Annotated in this window: 23 protein-coding genes; 10 read left to right on the top strand and 13 right to left on the bottom strand. The window is 54.0% G+C overall.

Annotated features, from left to right (window positions below):
* Positions 1 to 8: 8 nt before the first annotated feature.
* Both E3E23_RS00805 and E3E23_RS00800 read right to left on the bottom strand, forming a co-directional pair.
* Positions 9 to 1022 (bottom strand): deoxyhypusine synthase, encoded by a 1014-nt coding sequence (locus tag E3E23_RS00805; RefSeq protein ID WP_167905701.1) that lies wholly within the window; start codon positions 1020 to 1022, stop codon positions 9 to 11.
* Positions 1023 to 1057: 35 nt separating this feature from the next.
* A complete protein-coding gene (locus tag E3E23_RS00800; RefSeq protein WP_167905699.1) occupies positions 1058 to 2104 on the bottom strand; it encodes an FAD-dependent oxidoreductase in 1047 nt (348 codons plus the stop codon).
* Between the two features lie 170 nt (positions 2105 to 2274).
* Between E3E23_RS00800 and E3E23_RS00795 the strand changes: the two genes are divergently transcribed.
* From E3E23_RS00795 to E3E23_RS00780, 4 genes are read left to right on the top strand one after another with little or no spacing between them, the layout of a single operon-like run.
* A complete protein-coding gene (locus tag E3E23_RS00795; protein WP_206205586.1) occupies positions 2275 to 3081 on the top strand; it encodes an SDR family oxidoreductase in 807 nt (268 codons plus the stop codon).
* A gap of 23 nt (positions 3082 to 3104) precedes the next feature.
* On the top strand, positions 3105 to 3737 hold the full coding sequence (locus E3E23_RS00790) for an isochorismatase family protein (protein WP_167905697.1): 633 nt from the start codon (positions 3105 to 3107) through the stop codon (positions 3735 to 3737).
* Entirely contained in the window at positions 3719 to 4534 is an 816-nt protein-coding gene (locus tag E3E23_RS00785; protein ID WP_167905695.1) for an NAD(P)/FAD-dependent oxidoreductase, read from the top strand. The genes E3E23_RS00790 and E3E23_RS00785 overlap by 19 nt, the downstream gene beginning before the upstream one ends.
* On the top strand, positions 4518 to 5465 hold the full coding sequence (locus E3E23_RS00780; protein WP_167905693.1) for a radical SAM protein: 948 nt from the start codon (positions 4518 to 4520) through the stop codon (positions 5463 to 5465). Before E3E23_RS00785 ends, E3E23_RS00780 begins: the two co-directional genes overlap by 17 nt.
* A gap of 42 nt (positions 5466 to 5507) precedes the next feature.
* Here E3E23_RS00780 and E3E23_RS00775 read toward each other — a convergent pair whose 3' ends face one another.
* Positions 5508 to 6650 carry an amidohydrolase gene (locus tag E3E23_RS00775; RefSeq protein ID WP_167905691.1) on the bottom strand — a complete coding sequence of 381 codons (1143 nt, stop codon included), beginning with the start codon at positions 6648 to 6650 and terminating at the stop codon, positions 5508 to 5510.
* 161 nt (positions 6651 to 6811) lie between these two features.
* Positions 6812 to 8455, bottom strand: coding sequence for a thermosome subunit beta (thsB, locus tag E3E23_RS00770; protein WP_167905689.1), 1644 nt, complete (start codon positions 8453 to 8455; stop codon positions 6812 to 6814).
* A 175-nt stretch (positions 8456 to 8630) separates the two neighbouring features.
* On the opposite strand from thsB, the gene E3E23_RS00765 reads away from it, so the two are divergent.
* Positions 8631 to 8945, top strand: coding sequence for a hypothetical protein (locus E3E23_RS00765; protein WP_167906495.1), 315 nt, complete (start codon positions 8631 to 8633; stop codon positions 8943 to 8945).
* Between the two features lies 1 nt (position 8946).
* Complete coding sequence (locus E3E23_RS00760) at positions 8947 to 9609, top strand: Kae1-associated kinase Bud32 (RefSeq protein WP_167905687.1); 663 nt, start codon at positions 8947 to 8949, stop codon at positions 9607 to 9609.
* On the opposite strand, the gene E3E23_RS00755 is transcribed toward E3E23_RS00760, so the two are convergent.
* Both E3E23_RS00755 and E3E23_RS00750 read right to left on the bottom strand, forming a co-directional pair.
* On the bottom strand, positions 9606 to 11330 hold the full coding sequence (locus tag E3E23_RS00755) for an endonuclease MutS2 (RefSeq protein ID WP_167905685.1): 1725 nt from the start codon (positions 11328 to 11330) through the stop codon (positions 9606 to 9608). The genes E3E23_RS00760 and E3E23_RS00755 overlap by 4 nt on opposite strands.
* Before the next feature lie 22 nt (positions 11331 to 11352).
* Entirely contained in the window at positions 11353 to 11874 is a 522-nt protein-coding gene (locus E3E23_RS00750) for a hypothetical protein (RefSeq protein WP_167905683.1), read from the bottom strand.
* A gap of 130 nt (positions 11875 to 12004) precedes the next feature.
* On the opposite strand from E3E23_RS00750, the gene E3E23_RS00745 reads away from it, so the two are divergent.
* Positions 12005 to 12511 (top strand): hypothetical protein, encoded by a 507-nt coding sequence (locus tag E3E23_RS00745; RefSeq protein ID WP_167905681.1) that lies wholly within the window; start codon positions 12005 to 12007, stop codon positions 12509 to 12511.
* 4 nt (positions 12512 to 12515) lie between these two features.
* Here the strand turns inward: E3E23_RS00745 and E3E23_RS00740 are convergent, their stop codons facing one another.
* From E3E23_RS00740 to E3E23_RS00715, 6 genes are all read right to left on the bottom strand, one after another.
* Entirely contained in the window at positions 12516 to 12767 is a 252-nt protein-coding gene (locus E3E23_RS00740; RefSeq protein WP_167905679.1) for a hypothetical protein, read from the bottom strand.
* A 104-nt stretch (positions 12768 to 12871) separates the two neighbouring features.
* Positions 12872 to 13339, bottom strand: coding sequence for a cyclic pyranopterin monophosphate synthase MoaC (gene moaC, locus E3E23_RS00735; RefSeq protein ID WP_167905677.1), 468 nt, complete (start codon positions 13337 to 13339; stop codon positions 12872 to 12874).
* Positions 13340 to 13371: 32 nt separating this feature from the next.
* Positions 13372 to 14811: an RtcB family protein gene (locus E3E23_RS00730; protein WP_167905675.1), complete on the bottom strand. Its 1440-nt coding sequence runs from the start codon at positions 14809 to 14811 to the stop codon at positions 13372 to 13374.
* 60 nt (positions 14812 to 14871) lie between these two features.
* Positions 14872 to 15285: a hypothetical protein gene (locus tag E3E23_RS00725; RefSeq protein WP_167905673.1), complete on the bottom strand. Its 414-nt coding sequence runs from the start codon at positions 15283 to 15285 to the stop codon at positions 14872 to 14874.
* Positions 15278 to 16222 (bottom strand): tRNA (cytosine(49)-C(5))-methyltransferase, encoded by a 945-nt coding sequence (locus E3E23_RS00720; RefSeq protein WP_167905671.1) that lies wholly within the window; start codon positions 16220 to 16222, stop codon positions 15278 to 15280. Before E3E23_RS00720 ends, E3E23_RS00725 begins: the two co-directional genes overlap by 8 nt.
* 9 nt (positions 16223 to 16231) lie before the next feature.
* On the bottom strand, positions 16232 to 16660 hold the full coding sequence (locus tag E3E23_RS00715; protein ID WP_167905669.1) for an archease: 429 nt from the start codon (positions 16658 to 16660) through the stop codon (positions 16232 to 16234).
* 58 nt (positions 16661 to 16718) lie between these two features.
* On the opposite strand from E3E23_RS00715, the gene panB reads away from it, so the two are divergent.
* Both panB and E3E23_RS00705 read left to right on the top strand, forming a co-directional pair.
* On the top strand, positions 16719 to 17576 hold the full coding sequence (panB, locus tag E3E23_RS00710) for a 3-methyl-2-oxobutanoate hydroxymethyltransferase (protein WP_167905667.1): 858 nt from the start codon (positions 16719 to 16721) through the stop codon (positions 17574 to 17576).
* Positions 17577 to 18242, top strand: a complete 666-nt coding sequence (locus E3E23_RS00705) for a glycosyltransferase family 2 protein (RefSeq protein ID WP_167905665.1) — start codon at positions 17577 to 17579, stop codon at positions 18240 to 18242.
* On the opposite strand, the gene E3E23_RS00700 is transcribed toward E3E23_RS00705, so the two are convergent.
* Entirely contained in the window at positions 18232 to 19074 is an 843-nt protein-coding gene (locus E3E23_RS00700; RefSeq protein ID WP_167905663.1) for a DMT family transporter, read from the bottom strand. The two genes, E3E23_RS00705 and E3E23_RS00700, sit on opposite strands and share 11 nt — an antisense overlap.
* 233 nt (positions 19075 to 19307) lie before the next feature.
* Between E3E23_RS00700 and E3E23_RS00695 the strand changes: the two genes are divergently transcribed.
* Positions 19308 to 19739, top strand: coding sequence for a hypothetical protein (locus E3E23_RS00695; protein WP_167905661.1), 432 nt, complete (start codon positions 19308 to 19310; stop codon positions 19737 to 19739).
* Positions 19740 to 19772: the final 33 nt, after the last annotated feature.

Genomic DNA, 19772 nt, shown 5'->3' with positions numbered 1-19772 from the left:
AAAGACTCTCAAACGCTCTTCATCACCTTCCACACCAGCACCGGGAAGACGAGCGTCGCATCGGCCCATATCTCGACGTAGTCAGCCTTTGCCCTTATCTTGCCCCAGCTCACTCCTTCGCTCGGCGGCGCGCCGCTCAGCGAGCCGTCCCAGGGGATTGCAGTGGTGATGTATATCGCGTAGTCCGTTCCTCCTCTGAAGAGGTTGGCGTTTATTATTGCATGCTTCGGCAGGGAACCTCCAAGGATTATCGAAGCGGTTTCCTTTGCCGTGACAGCCAAGTTGTTGAGCCTCACGATGTCATTAGCTACGTCTATGATAAGCTCCCTGTCTCCGCGCTCCTCCTTGAAGAAGTAGAGCATGTCCCCTATCGAGCCGTCGGTTATAGCAGGGCAGAATATCGGGACGTTCCGCTTGTAGGCCCAGTAGATAATGCTGCGCTCCTTCTCCTTCCCGAGCTTTTCGTCCATGAAGCGGCCCATCTCGTAGATGAACTCGCTCGCCGTCAGCGGCTTCCCGCGCTCCTTTTCCATCTCACGAACCCGTTCAAAGAAGGGTATCATGTACTTCTCGAATTCAATGTACCTGTCGTTGGGCACGAAGATGTTGCCTATTCTGTTTATGCCCTTCTCTCTCATCTCCGCGTCGTTGACGTACCAGTCGCCCAGAATGAATGGCTTGAGGGCCTTTATGAAGTCCTCCTCAACGCCGCCAGCCGTTGTTACGATGACGTCCACCTTGCCTTCCTTGACTAGCCATGCTATCAGCTCTCTGAGGCCAGAAGAGACTATGTTGGAAGTGTAGCCGAGGAAGACCCTGACCTCTTCGCCGCTGGCGCGCTTTCCCTCCACCTTTTTCCATATTTCGATGGCCCTTCCAAGGTGCGTCGCCTGGAAGCCTATGCGGTGATAGTAATCGATGACCTCTTCAAGGCTCCTCACTTCATCCAGCCACGGCCCCTCGATGGGCGTTCCCTCAATCTCTTCCGATTCCTTGAGGACTATATCTTTTGGCTCGGTCATGATAGTGGGTTCAGGGGAGGGCGTATAAACTTTGCTCAGCACTTACCGCTGAGAACCTCCGCTATGAGCCTGCCGGTCATAGCAACGGGAAAGACCCTGCGCGGTGCCGTCCTCAGGAGCCACTCCTCTATCCTCTCAGCGACGGCTCTTCCCTCTCTTATGGCTGTGCCTATGTTCCTTGGGGTTATGACGTCACCGGCGAAGAATATTCCCGCCTCCTCCAGCACCTTTTCGCTGGCGCAGACGATTTCCTTTATTGGACTCGTGGGCAGCTGGCCGATGGCATAGGCAACGACGTCTGCGTCTATGACAAAGTGCTCGTCCGTCGTCACGACGTTTCCCCCGACTATCTTTGTTTTAGCGAATTCAACGCCCTCCACTTTCTCCTCCCCGAGTATCCTGACGGGAGTCGCGTGCTCTATGAACTCGACGCTCTCTGCGATGAGCTTTCTTATCTCAGCCTTAGCGTAGCTGTGCTCGAGGGAGCGGCGGTAGACCATGGTTATTTTTTCCGCACCCAGAAGACGACCCTCCATGGCGATATCAACTGCTGTGTAGCCGGCTCCGATCACTACGAGATGCTTCCCCTTAATGTCAGGGATTCTTTCCCAGGAGTAATAGCCTATGCGGGCCATCTTTATGCTGTGGAGCAGGCTGAGGGCATCGTAGACTCCAGGAAGCTTAACACCGGGAACCTTCAGCTTTCTCGGCTTCCAAGCACCGGTCGCTATTATGAGAGCATCGAACTCGCTCAAAAGCTTCTCAATCGAAACGAAGTGCTCGGCCCACTCGTCGCCGAGCTCCTTTGGGGAATCATAGATCACCTTCGTTCTGAAGTGGAAGTGGACGCCTAGCCTCTCAAGAGCCTCGACGCCCTCTCTAACTGCCCTTATTGGAATCCTCGCCTCGGGAATGCCAAAGGCGACCATTCCACCGCCCTCGGGCATCTTGTCATAAACGTGAACCTCATAACCCCTGCACGCCAGATAACCCGCGGCGGCCAGGCCTGCAGGTCCCGCTCCGATAATCCCTATTTTAAAAGGCTTAGCTTCTTCTCTCTCCCCGCAGATGTAGAACCTCACACAATCACCCCCAAAATTTTTCAAGAAATCTGTCTAAAACCGAAGGTTTTGCACCTTAAGTTGTTTTCTCTCGAAACACCGACGATGAGACGAATTAGGTTACCCTAATTCGGGTAATCTTCGTCAGAATGACAGCCAACGTTTATTAATCCCCGGGCGAAGAAAGGATCATGAGCGTGGAGATAGACCTCAAGGGCCTGGGTGTGATAGTCACGGCCTCATCACGCGGAATAGGGTTCAACGTGGCGCGGGAACTGTTGAAGAGGAACGCGAGAGTCGTTATAAGCTCACGGAGCGAGGAGAACCTGAAGAAAGCCCTCGACGAGCTCTCTCCCTTCGGAGAAGTCTACGCAGTTAAGACCAACCTCTGCGACCAGCGGGGCCTGGAGAACCTCGTCAAGGAGTCCCGGGAGCTTTTAGGTGGAGTTGATGCCCTCGTCTGGAATGCCGGAAACGTCCGCTGCGAGCCGTGCCTCCTCCACGAGGCGGGCTATGATGACTGGATTGAGGCCGCGAAGCTCCACGCAGTTGCCCCAGGCTACCTGACGACCCTCCTCGTCCAGACGTGGCTTGAAGGGAAAAGAAAGGGAGTGCTCGTTTACCTCAACTCCGTCTCGATAAAGGAGCCAATGCCACCGCTGGTTCTGGCGGACGTTACGAGGGCCGGCCTTGTTCAGCTGGCGAAGAGCGTTTCAAGAACATACGGAAAGCACGGAATAAGGGCCTACAGCGTTCTGCTCGGCAGCTTCGATACGCCTGGCGCACGGGAGAACCTCAAGGCCGTTGCCGAGTCGAGGGGCGAGACCTTTGAGGAGACCTGGGAGCGGGAAGTGCTTGGCAGAACGCCCCTCCACAGAACCGGCAGATGGGACGAGCTCGGCTCACTCGTAGCTTTTCTCCTGAGCGATGAGGCAGAGTACATGCTCGGCTCGACAGTGGTCATAGACGGGGTAATGACGAGGGGGATAAATCTTTAAGCCTTTTCTCCCTTCCTACGCCCATGAAGGAAGACTACTTCACCGAGGACTTTATCTTGGAGATGAGGGAGCGGTACTTCAGGCAGAGAAAGTGGGAGAAGATACGGCCCTTCAAGAGGGCCGCCGTTCTGGCGATAGACCTTCAGCGCTACTTCCTGAGCGAGGAGAGCAAGGCGTACCTGCCCTCAGCCAGAAGGTTCGTTCCGAGGCTGGTGGAGTTCTATGGAGAAGCTTCGAAGCTCGGAGTCCCAATAATCTTCACGCGCCACTACCACGAAGGGGGCAACATGGCCCACTGGTGGGGCGACGAGATGAAAAGGGACGATCCGATGAACGAGCTCCTCGGGGAGTTCAGGCCCTTTGCCGAAACCGTAATCGAGAAGAGCACCTACAATGCCTTCTATGGAACCGAACTTGAAGGCATTCTAAGGAAACTCCACGTGGAGACCGTAATCGTCACCGGCGTCATGACCCACCTCTGCTGCGAGACGACCGCTCGGGAGGCCTTCGTGAGGGGCTTTAGGGTGGTCTTTCCCGTTGACGGGACACTGACCCAGAACAGGTTCTTCCACGAGGCGACGCTCAGAAACCTCTCCCACGGCTTCGCGGTTACGCCGCTCCTCTCGGAGGTGTTGGAATGGCTCTCGTCGGGATAATCGGGGCTGGAATCGGCGGCATAGCGACGGCAGTCCAGCTCAAGCGCTACGGCATTGGGAGTGTAATTTTCGAGCGCGACCGAATCGGGGGGCTGATAAGGAACGCCTACTCCGTGGAGAACACCATGTTCTTTCCCGACGGAATCAAGGGTGAAAAGGTCGTCGAAATCCTCGAGGAGTATGTCAAAAAATACGACCTGAAAATCCTCTACGAGGAAGTCAAGGCCGTGAGAAAGACCGGCGAGCTGTTTGAGGTCGAAACGGACAAAGGAACTTACCGCTTCAAATACCTCGTGGTCGCGACGGGGACGAGACCGAGAAAGCTTCCCTTCGAGGGGATAATCTACCACGTCGCTGAAGTTCCGAGGCGGCACTACGGGCGGGTTCTCATCATTGGCGGCGGCGATGTGGCCTTTGACTACGCCATGACCATGAGCGAGATGAGCGATGAGGTAATAATTCTCATGAGGAGCGAGCCCAAAGCATTGCCTTATCTCCAGAAGCTCGTCTCTGAGAGGCCGAACATAACAACTCTCCGGGGACAGCTCCGGGAAATCGAGCGGGGAGAAAAGCTTTTAGCCAAGACCAGCGCTGGCGATTTTGAGGTTGATTTGGTGCTCGGCGCGATAGGCAGGGTTCCCAACGTCGAGCTCGTCGAAGAGATTGAGGATGATAACCTTTTCCTCGTCGGCGACGTGAAGAACGGGATTTACAGGCAGACCGCCCTGAGCATAGCCGACGGCATAAAGACCGCCATGATCATATGGAGGAGGGAAAGATATGGAGATACTGAGTGAGGTTGGCGACCCGAACGTTGCGGTCGTTTACATCGGAAAAACTTCGAAGGGCAACATAGTGGAGTTTGTGGAGTCGGTTCCGACCTACAATCCGCAAGAAAAGTGGGTGCTCATAGTTTCATCGCTCAACGGCTGCCCCGTGGGCTGTAAGATGTGCGACGCTGGCTTCTTCTACAAGGGCAGACTTACAGTTGATGAGCTCCTCGAGCAGATTGAGTATCCGATAAGCAAGCGCTGGAACGGGAAGCCGAAAACCAGGAAGTTCAAGGTGCAGTTCGCGCGCATGGGCGAGCCGAGCTTCAACATGGCCGTCATAGAGGCGATGCGCATTTTGGGCGAGCGCTACGAGAACTTCCACCCGTCGCTCTCCACCGTTGCCCCGATAGGAACCGATAAGTTCTTCGAGGCCCTCCTCGAGCTCAAGAAGAAGATGTTTCCAACCAACTTCCAGCTCCAGTTCTCGATACACTCCACCAATCCGAAGCAGAGGGACGAGATAATCCCGATAAGGAAGTGGGACTTCGAGAGGATATCCGAGTACGGAAAGGCCTTCTACGACGAGGGCGGCAAGAAGATTACGCTCAACTTCGCCTTAGCGAGGGAGAACGAGGCCGATACAGAGGTCATAGCCGAGTACTTCCCGAAGGAATACTTCCTCATCAAGATAACGCCGCTCAACCCGACGGTGAGCGTGCTAAAGAATAAGCTCACCAACGACGTTGACCTTGAGACGGGCCTTCCGATAAAGCACAGGAAGTTCGTGGACGATTTAAAGAGGCTCGGCTACGACGTCATTATATCGGTAGGTGACACGAGGGAGAACCTCATCGGCTCGAACTGCGGCCAGTACATCCTCCGCTTCCTCAAGGAGAGGCCAGAGCTTAGAGAAGCCTACACCTTCGCGAGGGGATTTGACTTTAGTTTGAGCTGAAGGCCTTTCTTCTCATTTCTTCAAAATTAGGAAAAAGAAAACTCACCAATCCGCCTCGTGAATAAGCTCTCCCTCCGCGAAGACGTGCGTCGGGTAGTTCTCCATGTGGAACGGATCGCCGTTCCAGACAACCAGCGAGGCCCACTTGCCCTTCTCTATGCTTCCGAGCTTGTCGTCAACGCCGAGGATTTTCGCGTTGTTGTGGGTTATGATCTTTATCGCCTCTTCCTTGCTCATGCCGAGCCTTATGAAGTGCCTGAGCTGGAGGTAGAGGTTGGCCTGGAGCGTAACTGGGTGGTCGCTCATCAGCCCAAAGAGCGGCTTGACCTCGAGCAGGTATCTGGCGTTCTTCCAGTCCTCGTGCTTCAGCTCGACCTTGTAGGGCAGGGAATCAAAGGGGCCGTAGACGAGTGGCACGCCTTCTTTCTTTATCTTCTCGAAGGTTTCCCTGCTGTGGACGTCGCAGGCGTGCTCGATGGTTATCTTAAGCCCAAACTTCCGCTTTATCATCAGCAGGGCGGCGATGTCATCTTCCTTATGCACATGAACCCTGAGTGGAACCTCTCCCTTAAGGACCGGGATTAGTGCCTCAACCGTTGGCTCTATCTCTTCCGGTTCTTTCTTGCCCTTCTCGAGCAAAGCTATCGTCTTCTGCGTCTTTATGAGCCAGTCAAGGAGAATACCTATGGCACCCATCCTCGTGCTTGGCCTTGTTCCCTTCCAGTTCGTGGTCGAGCGCGGGTTGTAGCCGAAGGCAGCTTTGACACCGACGTACTTCATGAAGGCATCCTCTATGTCTCTGCCGTAGTTCTTGATGAGAACGGCCCTTCCGCCAATGATGTTCCCGCTGCCCGGCAGGACGGACGAATACAGAACGCCAAACTCGATCGAGTGCTTGAAGGCCTTGTCGTCCATGTAGATGGAGTAGAGCGCATCAACGAGCGGAAGGACTGCATCCATCTGCTCGTTGGTCTCGCCTTCCTGGTAGGGCTCGCCGTAACGGCCCATTCCTATGTGGCTGTGGCCATCGATGAATGCAGGGGTTACAACGCCCTCCGCTATCACTTCGGCCTCCTTGGGCTTCTCCTTCGTTATCTCCTTAATCTCCTTGTCGAAGACTACGTATACGTCTTTCTGGACGTTGCCCAGACCATCGTAGAGAATGGTGGCTTTAACAGCCTTCATAGGTATCACCGCTTAAGAGTTCGCCCGAACGCTTAAATGCCTGTCGATTCTGTAATTACCGAATAGCATAATCACATAGTCTAGAATAATGCAGAAGCCTGGGACGAACCAAGGAGACCTTTCTGAAAGCCCTGCAAAAGAGAAATGAAATAGAAAGGGGCTCACATGCCCATTTCCATGCCGCCCATTCCGCCGGGCATTCCGCCCTCTCCGCCTTCCGGCTTGCTGAGCTTGGCAGCGATGACGTCATCTATGCGGAGTATCATTATTGCCGCCTCGCTGGCGCTCTTGATGGCCTGCTTCTTGACGCGGAGCGGCTCGATGATGCCCCTCTCGATCATGTCAGCAGGCCCGCCCTCGAAGATGTCTATGCCTATGTTCTTACCCTTGTTCTTGTGCTCGCTGATGACCTTGACGAGCATCTCGACGGTGTCGAGACCTGCGTTCTCGGCGAGGGTCTTCGGGATTATCTTGAGCGCATCTGCGAAGTTCTCGATGGCAAGGGCCTCCTTGCCGCCGACCTGCTTGGCGTACTCGTCGAGCCTGATGGCGAGCTCTATCTCGCCGGCACCTCCGGCCGGGAGAACTGCTCCGTCCTCCATGACGTCCTTGACGACCTTGATGGCGTCCTCAAGGGCCCTCTCAACCTCATCGATGACGTGCTCGGTTCCACCGCGGATGAGGATGGTGACGGCCTTCGGGTTCTTGCAGCCCTCAACGAAGATCATGCTGTCGCCGGATATCTTGCGCTCCTCAACTATCTCAGCATAGCCGAGGTCATCACTGGTAAGGTCCTTGACGTTGGTAACTACCTTGGCACCAGTAGCTTTTGCGAGCTTCTCCATGTCGCTCTTCTTGACGCGCCTGACGGCGAGGATGCCATACTTGGCAAGGTAGTGCTGGGCAAGGTCGTCAATACCCTTCTGGACGAAGACGACGTTAGCTCCAGTTGCGGCTATCTGCTCGACCATGTCCTTGAGCATCTTCTCCTCCTGCTCGATGAACTGGAAGAGCTGGTCGGGGCTGGTGATGTTAATCTTAGCGTCGGTCTCGGTCTTCTTGACCTCGAGGGCGTCGTTGATGAGGGCTATCTTAGCGTTCTCGACCTTGGTCGGCATCCTCGGGTGGACGCGCTCCTTGTCGATAACCACACCGCGGATGAGCTCGCTCTCCTCGACGCTCTCGCCGGCTTTCTTCTCGATCTTGATGTTGTCTATGTCAACGACGTACTTTCCGTTCTTCTTCTCCGCCACCTGCTTGACGGCATCAACAGCGAGCCTGGCAAAGAGCTCCTTGTGGCTCTCGGCGTTCTTACCGGTGATTGAAGTCATGGCTATCTTCAGGAGGGTCTCCTCGTCGTCGGGAGTGACCTTGATGGCGATGTCCTCGAGTATTTCCTGGGCCTTCTCGGCGGCCATGGTGTAACCCTTGACGATGATGCTCGGGTGAATGTTCTGGTCAAGAAGCTCCTCAGCCTTCCTAAGAAGCTCACCAGCAATCACAACAGCGGTAGTAGTACCGTCACCAGCCTCCTTATCCTGAGTCTTAGCAACCTCAACCATCATCTTAGCAGCAGGGTGCTGGAGGTCAATCCTGTCGAGAATGGTGGCTCCATCGTTGGTAATAACAACATCTCCAAGGCTGTCAACAAGCATTTTGTCCATACCCTTCGGACCGAGGGTGGTCCTCACGGTCTCAGCAATAATCCTCGCGGCGAGGATGTTAATCCTCTGAGCATCCCTACCAACGTACCTCTGGGTCCCCTCAGGCAGAATAACAACCGGCTGTCCACTAAGCTGTGCCATTCGACATTCCTCCTTCTAAATCAATTTGGCAAAAACGCTTCGTCAGCGCTCTATAAAAACTTTTGGGTCAAAAATTTCAAATTTTTGAGATTTTTTTAAACATGTGACGACAGTTAAGGGAAAGAGTGGAGGAAAAGGCTAAAACCTTCAATAGCAACAAGGAGTGGTGTGGAAAATGGAGCCGACCATCTACAACGTGCCCTTGGGAAAAATAAGGGAGATTTTCGAAGGCATCGAAAAATACGGGATAGTCGGAATAGACACTGAGAACGAAGCTTCCCTACTTGATGATATGCTCCAGTCGGACAAGGAGAGGCTTAAATACGCCCGTGAGAAGCTCGACGATGGGACCATCGACTCGGCGCTGCTGGTCGTAAAGGACGGTACTGGAACGCTCGTGGTGAAGATGGAGAACATCATAACGATACGCGTTACAGTTGGGGATTACGGAAGGCTAATAGAAGACTTCGAACTAAAGAGGAGGGAGTGAGGTGGAGCTGATAAAGCAGGGCGCGGAGGCAAAGATTTATCTCGCGGACTTCGGTGAACTGTACTTTCCCTGGGATAACGAGAAGATCATCATCAAGCACAGGATTCCAAAGCGCTACCGCATAAGGGAAATAGATGAAAGGTTGAGAAAGGAGCGCACCGTTCGCGAGGCGAGGGTTCTCCACAGGGCCAAGGAGTTCGGTGTTAACTGTCCCTACGTTTACGAGGTTGATCTGAGGGACATGAAGATAACCATGGAGTTCATAGAGGGGGAAAGACTGAAGGAGCTCCTTGAGAGCCTCCCGATGGAGGAAAGGCTGGAGCTATGCCGGGAAATCGGCAGGCAGGTAGGAAAGCTCCACGAGGCCGGAATAGTGCATGGCGACTTGACTACCTCGAACATGATACTCCGTGGTGGGAAAGTTTACCTGATTGACTTCGGCTTGGCGGACTTCGATCCTACGCTGGAGGCCCAGGGGGTTGACCTCCACCTGCTCAAGAGGGCCATGGAGAGCACGCATTACACCTGGTTCGAGGAGGGCTTTGAAGCGGTGCTGGAAGGCTATGCTGAGGTCAGGGGCAGAGAGAAGGCAGCAGAGCTGAAAGCTAAGGTTGAAGAAATCGAGAGCAGGGGACGGTACAGGGAGAGGAGCTGGGTGAGTTAGCGGAACGCCCTCCAAACCCTCTCGAAGATCTCCCTCTCTTTTCCACGCTTCTTCCTAGCAAGGCGCTCAACTATGAGCTCGGGCGTGCTTCTTCCGAGCGTTCCAAACTTCGGCTGTCTGTCCACAATGAGGTTGAGGTTCTCGTCCAGACCTTTGGCCTCTATGCCGTCAACCCTCGCGAAGGGCAGCTCCCTCTTCAGGTCCTCTCCGAGGTGTGAAACTATGACGACGTAAAAGCCCCTCTCGTGGGCCACCTTGAGAAGTTCGCCGATTATCTTAACGGCCGCTCCTGGCTCGGTTATGGCCTCGAACTCATCTATAAGGATCAGCTTTCTGCCCTTGCCCTTCAGCGCCCTGACGAACGACCTCAAGGCCGTCTCAAAGGCTCCGGCACCATAGACGCTCCTCTTACGCCTGAAGAAGAACAGCTCGTCGAGAGGCTCCACCCATGCTTTCTCCGCCGGAACGGGCAGCCCCATGTGGGCGAGGAGCGTTATCTGTGTGATCAGCTCCAGGAGTGAAGTTTTTCCACCGCTGTTCGCACCGGTGAGGATTACTACGGGCTCGTCCTTTACCTTCTCTGCGCCGGGAAGGGCAAAGTTCTCGGGCTTTCTCCCGACGACGTAACTCACCGGCTGGGGGTTCTCGATGAATAGGTGCCTGCCGTTGATGAACGCGATTCCACCGTCCCAGAGCTCGGGGAAGACAAAGCCCTCCGCAAACTCCTTCACTGCCCTCAGGAAGTCCAGCTCGTAGACCTTCGCCAGCTCCTCCTTGAGCCTGGCCAGAAGCGGACGGATTTTTCCGAGAACCTCTCGGCTCTTGAGGTAGAGCTCCACCTTGAGCTCCTTCTCAAGTTCCTCTCTCAGCATTTCAACTCTCTCTGGGGGAACTGTAACGGGATAGAGCTCCTCACGGGAGAACAACTCAATCGTGACGCCGAGCTTTTCGCTCAGCTCTTCCTCGGCCTCGTTGATGAGGTCTAAAATTTCGCCCTCCACCTCTCCGAAGTGTGAGAAAATCGCCTCGTAGTTCCCAGCTTTAAGCTCGCTCAGGAATTCAAGCAGCTCTTTCCCGCTCAGCGTCAGGCTGAACTTCTCGAGCTTTTCTGAAATCTTCTCGTTCAGTTCGCGCTCCTTCCCGGCTATTATCTCGTCGAGAGAATCGAGAAGGGAGCTTTTGTTCATGACCTCCTCAAGCTCTTTGAGGGCATCTAATATTTCTCCCGCGACGCTTCCCCCTCCGGTCAGTATCCCGATTTTCGCCAATGCTATCAACGTCTCTCGGTTTTCCCAAAGGGGCATAACGTAGAGCTCGGGGGCTATATCAGAAGGGGTAAGCTCAACGTCTATACCGTAGCCAACCGTGCTGAGTACGAGCGGATAGCCCTCGGCATCCTCAAGGCTCGTCGAGACCTCGCAGAGGTTTAAATTCTCTGCTTTTTCAAGCTCGCTCTCGTCAACTATCAGAATCCTGTCGTGGAGGAAGTCCCGCCTGAACTTTATGGGCCTGATTTTCGAGAGGTAGTCCTTAAGCTCGGGTCTAATCCGCGGGAGGTTCTCCCTCAGATAGGCCTGTCTCTGGAGGATTTCGTCTTTATCACCCACGGGCTCGAAGCGGTCGAGAATAGCTGAACTCCCAGGAAGGACTAACCTTCTCTTTATATCCTCGCGGATGGCTTTGTATATCGCCCTGGCCTCTGGGTTAAGCTTGAGCGTCATCGTTCAAAAGATGGGAAGGGGTCTAAAAAACCTTCCGCTGGCACTCCTCGATTTCCTTGAGGAACTCTTCCCTGCTCAAGCATTTCTCACCGCGCTTGAGCTTGACGGCCGCTATCTTGTAGTTGCCCCTCCCAGCGAAGCGGCAGACTTTTTCTGGCTCGTCCACGAGCCTCGCGACTGCCAAAGTCTTACCGTTGCACTCGACGTAGTCTATCACCGTATCCCTGAAGCCCGTGAAGATTACCACCGCCTTCCTGCCCGGGTTGAGCGGGGCCAGATCATCGTCTATTGGAGGTAGCTCCCTAACGACGCACTGCCCTGGAAAATCCCCGGCCTTGATACGATTTACAAGCTCCGGAAGCTCGCCGGTCTTTTCAAAGGCCTCTATATCCTCCCTCGCTATCTCTACTGGCCCTGTCGAGTAGCAGAGGACTTTCTCGTCGTGGTACATGATGTAGGTTCCATCATCCATGAAGAGGAACGCTATCCTCTCGCGCGGCTTATCAAATATGTAGCCAGCTTTACTCTTCTTCACCAGATACATTACTCCCACCCGAGAAGTTTTCCCGTGGAGGCTTAAAAAATAGGCTGGCCAGAATTGAGAACCAACAAAGTTTTATAAGACCAGTGAGGTTAATACTAACAGAGGCAGTAATCAGTCTGGAGGCTTTTCCATGCTCCTCGAAAGGCTCCTCAAGCCAGCGTATCACTTCAGGGTCTGGGGGCTGAAGTTCGAGAGCGAAAAGTTCAAGGAGGGGCTGAGGCGAAATGGCATCAGCCCCATGGAGCTGAGAGAAGACTGGGATGCGGAGCTAATGGTCGAGTCTTTCCTCGCGTCGAGCTTTGGGAAGTACGTCTACCTCATGAAGTTCAAGGACGGGACTAAACTGCTCGTGAGGAGCACCAAACCTCTCACGAAGGGGGAGAAGATCAAAGAGAACGCCTACTTTGTGAGAAGCGAGGGAGCACTAAAGAAGCTCATTTTAAGCCAAACCTCGATGACGATGAAGATACTCATGGAGCTCCAGCCCTTCGTCATCTGGGCGCCCCTCATCTTCGGCCTTCAGTATCTGGAGGGCAGATACCCTCTGGCGAGCATCTTTCTAATACTCCTGGGATTCTTCCTCAACGAACTGCTCAAAGTTATGGAGTACTTCATCCTGGGCTACTGCAGGGAATAAGAAATCAGCTGAGGAAGGCGAGTGCGATGAAGATGGCCAGCAGAACGAATGGGGCCACAAGCACCACTGCGACGATGCTCGCAGCGTTCTCTCCTGAGGGGGTTTTCTCAGATGCCTTCCTGTGGAGCCAAGGAATTATACCTACTGCCATTATGACAACCCCAGCCAGCCAGACCAATATCTCGCCGTTCGATTCCACGGCCTTAAACATCGCCCACTTGCCAAGCAGGTAAGCTCCAATAAGCAGCGGTACCATGAGAACCGCTCGCTTCAAGCTTTCCGAGGTGATCAGAAAATAGAGTGTGGTAAGGTATACCAGGGTGAAAAACACGCCAGCCAGGAAGGCTGGCACTATCAAGGTTATTCCTCCTTCACCTTCTCCACGACGTGAACGTCCTCGATCCTCGTAAACGGATACTGACCCTGCTCGTCCTTCTCGACGGCCTTAACCATGTCCCATATAGTCAGCAGCGCGAGGGTTACCCCCGTCAGGGCCTCCATCTCGACTCCGGTCTTATAGGTCGCCCGAACCTCGCAGGTGGCCTCTATGTAGTCCTCGCCGAACTCGAAGGTTATATCCACGCCCGTCAGCGGTATCGGATGGCAGAGTGGTATGAGCTCGGGGGTCTTTTTGACCGCCAGAATGCCCGCTATCTGTGCCGTCGCTATGACGTTGCCCTTCTTCGTCTTTCCGGCCTTTATGAGCTCTATCGTCTCTGGCCTGAGCCTTATCCTGCCCTTGGCAACGGCCCTCCTGAAGACCTCGCTCTTGTGGCCGACCTCAACCATCTTAACGCCCTTCTCATCGACATGGGTGAGTTCCTTCATGGTGAAACCTCCAAAAGTTAAGAGAAAATGAATCAGCCCTTGGCCACTCCGAGCGGCCTCATCCTGGCAACAAGTGTGGCTATTCCCGCCTGGTGGACAACGTTAACGACGTTGTCCACGTTCTTGTAGGCTCCTGGGGCTTCCTCAGCAACGACGCGCATGCTGGCCGCTCTAATATAGATTCCCCTCTGGAAGAGCTCGTTCCTCAGCTTGTCGCCGCGGTACTGCCTGGTCGCGGCGTGCCTGCTCATGAGCCTACCTGCTCCGTGGCAGCTCGAACCAAAGGTTTCCTTCATCGAGCCCTCGGCCCCAGCCAGGACGTAGCTGGCCGTTCCCATCGAACCCGGTATGAGCACGGGTTGGCCGACGTCTCTGTATGCCCTCGGAACGTCCGGGTGTCCGGCCGGGAAAGCTCTGGTAGCTCCCTTCCTGTGGACTACAACTTTGACCTTCTTTCCATCGACCTCGTGCTCCTCGACCTTCGCTATGTTGTGGGCCACATCGTAGACGATGCTCATCTCCATGTCCTCGGCTTTCTGTTTGAAGACCTCCTCGAAGCTCTCCCTGACCCAGTGGGTTATCATCTGCCTGTTGGCCCAGGCGAAGTTTGCAGCGGCTTTCATAGCTGAGAAGTAGCGCTGACCTTCCTCCGTCTGGAACGGAACGCTGACCAGCTCACGGTCTGGCCAGGGCACGTTGTACTTCCTGTTGGCCTTCTCCATTATCCTCAGGTAATCGCTCGCTACCTGGTGGCCCAGTCCGCGAGAACCGGTGTGCACCATGACGACGATCTGTCCCTCGTAGAGGCCATAGGCTTTGGCAATTTTCTCGTCGTAGATCTTATCAACTACCTGAATCTCAAGGAAGTGGTTACCCGAGCCGAGGGAACCGAGCTGAGAAGCACCGCGCTGCTTCGCCTTCTGGCTGACGGCCTCTGGGTCGGCCCCATCCATTCCTCCGCCCTCTTCAAGGTGCTCCAAATCCTCTTTCCAGCCGTAGCCATTATCGACGGCCCACTTGGCGCCATCGGCCAGGACATCATCGAGCTGGCTCCAGTGGAGCCTGACCCTTCCCTTGCTGCCCAATCCGGAAGGCACATTCTTGAAGAGCGTATCGATGAGCTCCTTAATCTTTGGACGGACTTCCTTTTCGCTCAAATTCGTCCGTATGAGCCTGACGCCACAGTTGATGTCGTAGCCCACACCTCCGGGGCTTATAACACCCTCGTTGACGTCAAAAGCGGCAACGCCACCGATTGGGAAACCGTAGCCCTGGTGGCCGTCGGGCATAACGATGGAGTACCTGTAAATTCCGGGCAGCATGGCAACGTTGGCAGCCTGCTCAAGGGTTTTGTCTCCCCTCATCTTCTCTATGAGCGCATCGTCGGCGTAGACCCTACCCGGAACGCGCATTCTCTTATCGAACTTTGGAATTTCCCACCTTATCTTGTCAAGCTTTTTCAGCGGAACCATTCCCTCACCCCCATTTTAGATTGCCCTAAAGTTATTTAAGCTTTAACGGGACGGTTCTGGTCATTTGAGCTTCAACCTTCTATCCTTGGGGACGTAATTGTATATCCTTCCGTCCTTGGCCTTACCCGTTCCGAGGTAGTAGTCACCCCATTTCAGGATTACCCAGCCGCTGATGTTCTCCTCGACCTCTATGCTCTCCCCAGCGAGATAGCGGAGAGCCCGCTCTTCATCGAGCTCGACCACGTTTTTCGTGGCCTTCGGCCCCACCAAAAAAGAGCCCTCGATGGTGAGCCTTATCCCGTCGCTCTCAATCCTGCCGAAGTATACCCCCTGCCTGTCCGTGCTCTTTACCTCGAAGGAACACGGCCTGTAGGCGTAGACCTTGCTGTTCCTGCCCCTAATTTCGTAAACCAGCTCTGGGGCGTAGCCGTAGTTCTCTATCAGCAGCCTCTTGACCCTCTCGGAGTCACTCATCTGCACCACCGTCCTTGGGCTTGACTATCTTGGCTATGAAAAACGCCTCGGTGTCGTTGTCGTTGGGGTGAATCCTGAGGGCCTTCCTGAGTTCCTCCGAGTACTGCCTGCCCTCCCACTCTAAAACGGGCTCGCTCGTTCTAACTGGCAGGTCTATCTTTTCCAGCCTTGCGTCAGTCTTTCTGAGGAGGTAATCCACGACCTCCTCGTTCTCCAGCGGGTCAATGGTGCATGTTGAATAGACCATAACCCCCCCAGGTTTCAGCGCGCGGTAGCCGGCTAAGATAAGTCTTTTTTGTATGTTCATGTAGCGGACGACGGTTCTAAGGCTCCACTCCGTCAGAAAGCGCCACTTCTTCCTTATCATTCCCACGCTTGAGCAGGGGGCATCGAGGAGAACCCTGTCGAAGGTGTTCTCAAAGCGACCGAAGTAGGCACCATCGCGCGTCGTTACACGCGTGTTCAAAACGCCCATCCTGTTGAGGTTCGCTATGAGGACGTTTGCCCTCTCTATCTTCGGGTCGTTGGCTATTATGCAGCCCTCATTCTCCATGTACTGGGCTATCTGTCCGGTCTTGCTTCCCGGTGCGGCGGCCATGTCGAGAACGAGCTCTCCAGGCTTTGGATCAAGAACAACGGGCGGAATCATCGAGCTGGCCTCTTGGCCGAATATCAGACCGAGGCTGTGCTCGGGAACCGTGGCAAGGTTCTCAACGTTGATGAAAAAGCCCTCTCTGACCCAGGGAATCGGCTCAAGCTCGTAGCGCTCGCTCAGGCGCTCCACGATGTAGTCGAAGGGCGCCTTGAGCGTGTTCACCCTGATGCTCTGCCTTAGGGGCCTTACTATGAACTCCCAGAACTCGTCGGTGTCCTCTATCTGAGAATAGCGCTCGTAAAACTCAGGGTTGGCCTGCCTAACCTCGTCCCTGGCATTCATCGAATCACCTCATAAATCGGGCACGAGCTGGACCATCCATCTCCCGTCTGACAGTTTTTCAATCCTCATGTCGTGGTAGGTTATGGCCTTAACTTCCTCCTTGGGCTCGTGCTTCACGTAATCAAGGGGCTCACCATAGGCCCTGGCCCTGAGCCTGTAGCCCCCCTCTGTCTTCTCGATTTTGACCTTGAAGTCCCCAAAGACGAGGCCGTCCATCTCGTGAAGCACCAAAAGCTCCTCGAGGAACATGTAGAGTAGAGCCTCCAAGTCCTCGGCCTTCACCTCGATTTCTCTCACTTCTTTCGGCTCGACCTTCCTAACATCAACCATGACATCGAAGAGCGCCAACGCGACAGCTTCAAAGGCCTCCTCAAGGGTCTCACCGTACCCGCGGATTCCAATGTCCGCGGTGTGCTCGTAGTGCTCCCACTCGCGCATCTTATCACCTCCAGAAGACTTATAGGGATGGGGGGTTTATTAGGCTAAGGGTGAGAGCATGAGAGAGATAACTCCAAGGACGATTATGGAGATGAAAGGCAAAGAGAAAATCGCCATGGTCACCGCTTACGATTATCCTTCCGCGTTCATAGCAGACAGGGCGGGAATGGACATCGTATTCATCGGCGATTCTCTCGGCATGGTCGTTTACGGCGAACCAAGCACACTGGTCGTTTCTATGGATCAGATGGTTCTCCACACGAGGGCCGTTGCCAAAGCCGTCAAGCGGGCGCTCGTTCTGGCCGATATGCCCTTCGGGAGCTACGAGGTTGACGTTGAAGAAGGCATCAGGAATGCCATCAGGCTGATTCAGGCCGGTGCAGATGCCGTCAAGATAGAGGGCGGCTATGATCATAAAAAGCTCGTTAAGAGGCTCGTCCGCATGGGGATTCCAGTTATGGGGCACACCGGCTTAACTCCACAGCGCTACCTCAGATTGGGAGGCTATCGCCTGATGGGCGAAACCGAGGAGGAGATCGAGGAAATCCTGCGCGATGCCAAGGCCCTTGAAAAAGCCGGGGCATTTGCTGTCGTTCTGGAGTTCACGCTTGCTGATGTTGCCAAGCTTGTAACCGAGGAGGTTTCCATTCCGACCATCGGCATCGGGGCCGGGCCATACGTGGACGGACAGGTTCTGGTCTGGCACGACCTCCTTGGAATTTACGAGAACGTCCCACCCTTCGTCAAGAAGTACGCTGACATAGGTGGGATGATTCGCCTCGCCCTCGAGAACTACCGTGAAGAGGTCAAGAACGGCTCTTTCCCTGCAAAGGAGCACTACTGGGAGTTTCTCGATAAGGAGGAATTCAAGAGAAAAGCCAGGAAGGTCCTCGAAAGGTTAAGCGAGGATGATTGAATGCTGGAAGGCAAGAGGATAACGGTGATAATCCCAGCATACAACGAGGAAAAGAGGATACTAAACGTTCTCAGCAAAATTCCGGAGTTCGTTGACGAGATCATAGTGGTGGACGACGGTAGCGGGGACAACACCTACGGAGTTGCCGGGGAATACTCCAAGACTGACTCCAGAGTGAAGGCCTTCCGGCTGGAGAAGAACTGCGGCAAAGGCTGCGCAATGAGGGAAGGTGTCAATCACGCGAGCGGAGATGTAATTGTCTTCATGGACGCGGACGGCCAACACAGGCCAGAGGAAATCGTGAAGCTCGTTGAACCGATAGTCAACGATGGGGCGGATTTTGTCATCGGTGCAAGGAAATTCGAGGTTCAGGGAAAGAGACCGCTCCACAGGAGACTGAGCAACATAATCACCACCAGGCTTATACGCCTAAAGCTCAGACAGTACGTTTACGACACCCAGAGCGGCTTTAGGGCGATACGGAGGGAGTTCGTCCCAGAAATCGAAAGCGACCGCTATGAGGTCGAGACGGAGGTGCTGATAAAGGCCGCCAAGGCCGGGGCGAGGATTAAAGAAGTGCCCGTGAGCATGATATACGGCGTCGAAACAGGCCACTTCCGCCTCGAGGATGTTTTCCGCTTCCTCTGGGCACTGCTCAAGTTCTGAGCTCGCTCTTTACCCTAACCGCCCCAAGGGTTCCGAGGGTTATCAGGAGGAAGCCGAGGGCGTGGTAGGGAGTAAAGCTCTCCCCCAAGAACACACCGATTCCTATCGCGACCGCAGGGGCTGGAGTTATTATAGCCGTCGCCTTAGAGAGGTTGATGAGCTTTATCGCCTTGTACCAGACAATCTGGCCGAGAGCTATTATCAAGCCCTCAGCAAGGACGAACTTTGAGAGCTCAAGACCCGTCGCAACCGCGAAGGGAAGCAGGATTAAGAAACCAAACGTATTCCTGAGGGCTGCTATAGTTATGGGGCTGTATGAAAGCTTTTTAGATATAACATGACCAAGTTGCCAGAAAAGGGGAACCAGCAGGAGAAGGAAATCCCCAAAATGAAGCTCCATGGAACCGCCCTGGGTGATTACAAGAACCAAGCCGGCTAGGATAACCGCAGAATATGAGACAAGATTTCTGGTTATTCGTTCTCCAAGGAAAACCCACGAAAGGAAGAACGAGAAAAGAACTTCACTCCTGGTAATAAGGGAAGCGTTTATGGCGGTGCTCAGCCGCACTCCATAGGAATAGGCCAAATAAGCTAGTGCCGTTCCAAAAAGCCCTATAAAAAAGGCACCCTTCAGCCCCTTCCGGTTATCCTTAATCTCCCGCCATCTTCCGCTCCAGAGGAGGCTTCCCCACAGAATTAAAGACGCTGTAAGAGCAGAGAACGTGGCAAAGCTAACCGGGTTCGAGGGGTTTGATTTTATTACCACTGGTTCGAGGCCGTAAATGAGCATTCCAATCATTGCGAGGAGTGTCCCGAGGGATTCCTGCTCCATGTTTCTCCATTTCTCTTTTGGGGTTATAAATCCTCAGGAGGGTGCGGCGATTGCTGTTCCCAAGCGGCAGCAGCTCAAATCGAGAAAGAGTATGCCCTCCATATATTGGATTTTGTCCAATGGAATATAAAAACTACAGGTTGTGGGTATATACGTAATAAAGATGGAAAAAAGTCAAACTCAACGTAACAACCTTTAAATAGGACGGAACGTAATAGCAATGGGGAGGTACCGTGAAGCATGTAATTCTTGGACCATTAAACTTGAGGCGCTTAGAAGCCTTTGGATTCGCGCTTATGGTAGTTGTTATTGTCTTGCTCTCAGTCAGCATCCTTGGAGTTTCATACCAGCTCCAGGAGGAGGTAGTAATACCGTCCGGGGATTATTACGTGTATGAAATCCAGGGTTACGAGTGGAGTATGGTTTATTTCTCAATAACCTCCGATAATCCTGTGACAGTATGTATCACAGACGACACCGGCCTCAGCATGTTAGAATCCGGGAGGGGTGCCCTCTGCTTCTTTAAGGTAGATAACACGTACAGTCTGGAAAGGACCTGGAGATTCCCGAAGAACGGTTCCATGTACCTAGTCATAATGTCTGATTCAGCCGATGGGCCCACCAAGGTTCAGCTTTTGGTAAGATCAGGGATTATTCTGTGGTGAGCAATAAAGCCTTCAAATAACAGGAGCCGTTTC

The organism is Thermococcus sp. CX2 (assembly GCF_012027555.1).
Classification (GTDB): Archaea; Methanobacteriota_B; Thermococci; order Thermococcales; family Thermococcaceae; genus Thermococcus.
Note: the sequence above shows the minus strand (reverse complement) of the source record. Positions and strands in the feature narration are given on the sequence as shown.

Excerpts from the sequence above, each read along its gene's own strand:
- E3E23_RS00715 (WP_167905669.1), bottom strand. The coding sequence starts at position 16,660 with ATGCGCGAGTGGGAGCACTACGAGCACACCGCGGACATTGGAATCCGC.
- thsB (WP_167905689.1), bottom strand. The coding sequence starts at position 8,455 with ATGGCACAGCTTAGTGGACAGCCGGTTGTTATTCTGCCTGAGGGGACC.
- E3E23_RS00730 (WP_167905675.1), bottom strand. The coding sequence starts at position 14,811 with ATGGTTCCGCTGAAAAAGCTTGACAAGATAAGGTGGGAAATTCCAAAG.
- panB (WP_167905667.1), top strand. The coding sequence starts at position 16,719 with ATGAGAGAGATAACTCCAAGGACGATTATGGAGATGAAAGGCAAAGAG.
- E3E23_RS00805 (WP_167905701.1), bottom strand. The coding sequence starts at position 1,022 with ATGACCGAGCCAAAAGATATAGTCCTCAAGGAATCGGAAGAGATTGAG.
- E3E23_RS00775 (WP_167905691.1), bottom strand. The coding sequence starts at position 6,650 with ATGAAGGCTGTTAAAGCCACCATTCTCTACGATGGTCTGGGCAACGTC.
- E3E23_RS00740 (WP_167905679.1), bottom strand. The coding sequence starts at position 12,767 with ATGGTACCGCTGCTTATTGGAGCTTACCTGCTTGGCAAGTGGGCGATG.
- E3E23_RS00780 (WP_167905693.1), top strand. The coding sequence starts at position 4,518 with ATGGAGATACTGAGTGAGGTTGGCGACCCGAACGTTGCGGTCGTTTAC.
- E3E23_RS00700 (WP_167905663.1), bottom strand. The coding sequence starts at position 19,074 with ATGGAGCAGGAATCCCTCGGGACACTCCTCGCAATGATTGGAATGCTC.
- moaC (WP_167905677.1), bottom strand. The coding sequence starts at position 13,339 with ATGAAGGAACTCACCCATGTCGATGAGAAGGGCGTTAAGATGGTTGAG.
- E3E23_RS00765 (WP_167906495.1), top strand. The coding sequence starts at position 8,631 with ATGGAGCCGACCATCTACAACGTGCCCTTGGGAAAAATAAGGGAGATT.
- E3E23_RS00755 (WP_167905685.1), bottom strand. The coding sequence starts at position 11,330 with ATGACGCTCAAGCTTAACCCAGAGGCCAGGGCGATATACAAAGCCATC.
- E3E23_RS00785 (WP_167905695.1), top strand. The coding sequence starts at position 3,719 with ATGGCTCTCGTCGGGATAATCGGGGCTGGAATCGGCGGCATAGCGACG.
- E3E23_RS00745 (WP_167905681.1), top strand. The coding sequence starts at position 12,005 with ATGCTCCTCGAAAGGCTCCTCAAGCCAGCGTATCACTTCAGGGTCTGG.
- E3E23_RS00705 (WP_167905665.1), top strand. The coding sequence starts at position 17,577 with ATGCTGGAAGGCAAGAGGATAACGGTGATAATCCCAGCATACAACGAG.
- E3E23_RS00795 (WP_206205586.1), top strand. The coding sequence starts at position 2,275 with ATGAGCGTGGAGATAGACCTCAAGGGCCTGGGTGTGATAGTCACGGCC.
- E3E23_RS00790 (WP_167905697.1), top strand. The coding sequence starts at position 3,105 with ATGAAGGAAGACTACTTCACCGAGGACTTTATCTTGGAGATGAGGGAG.
- E3E23_RS00725 (WP_167905673.1), bottom strand. The coding sequence starts at position 15,285 with ATGAGTGACTCCGAGAGGGTCAAGAGGCTGCTGATAGAGAACTACGGC.
- E3E23_RS00720 (WP_167905671.1), bottom strand. The coding sequence starts at position 16,222 with ATGAATGCCAGGGACGAGGTTAGGCAGGCCAACCCTGAGTTTTACGAG.
- E3E23_RS00750 (WP_167905683.1), bottom strand. The coding sequence starts at position 11,874 with ATGTATCTGGTGAAGAAGAGTAAAGCTGGCTACATATTTGATAAGCCG.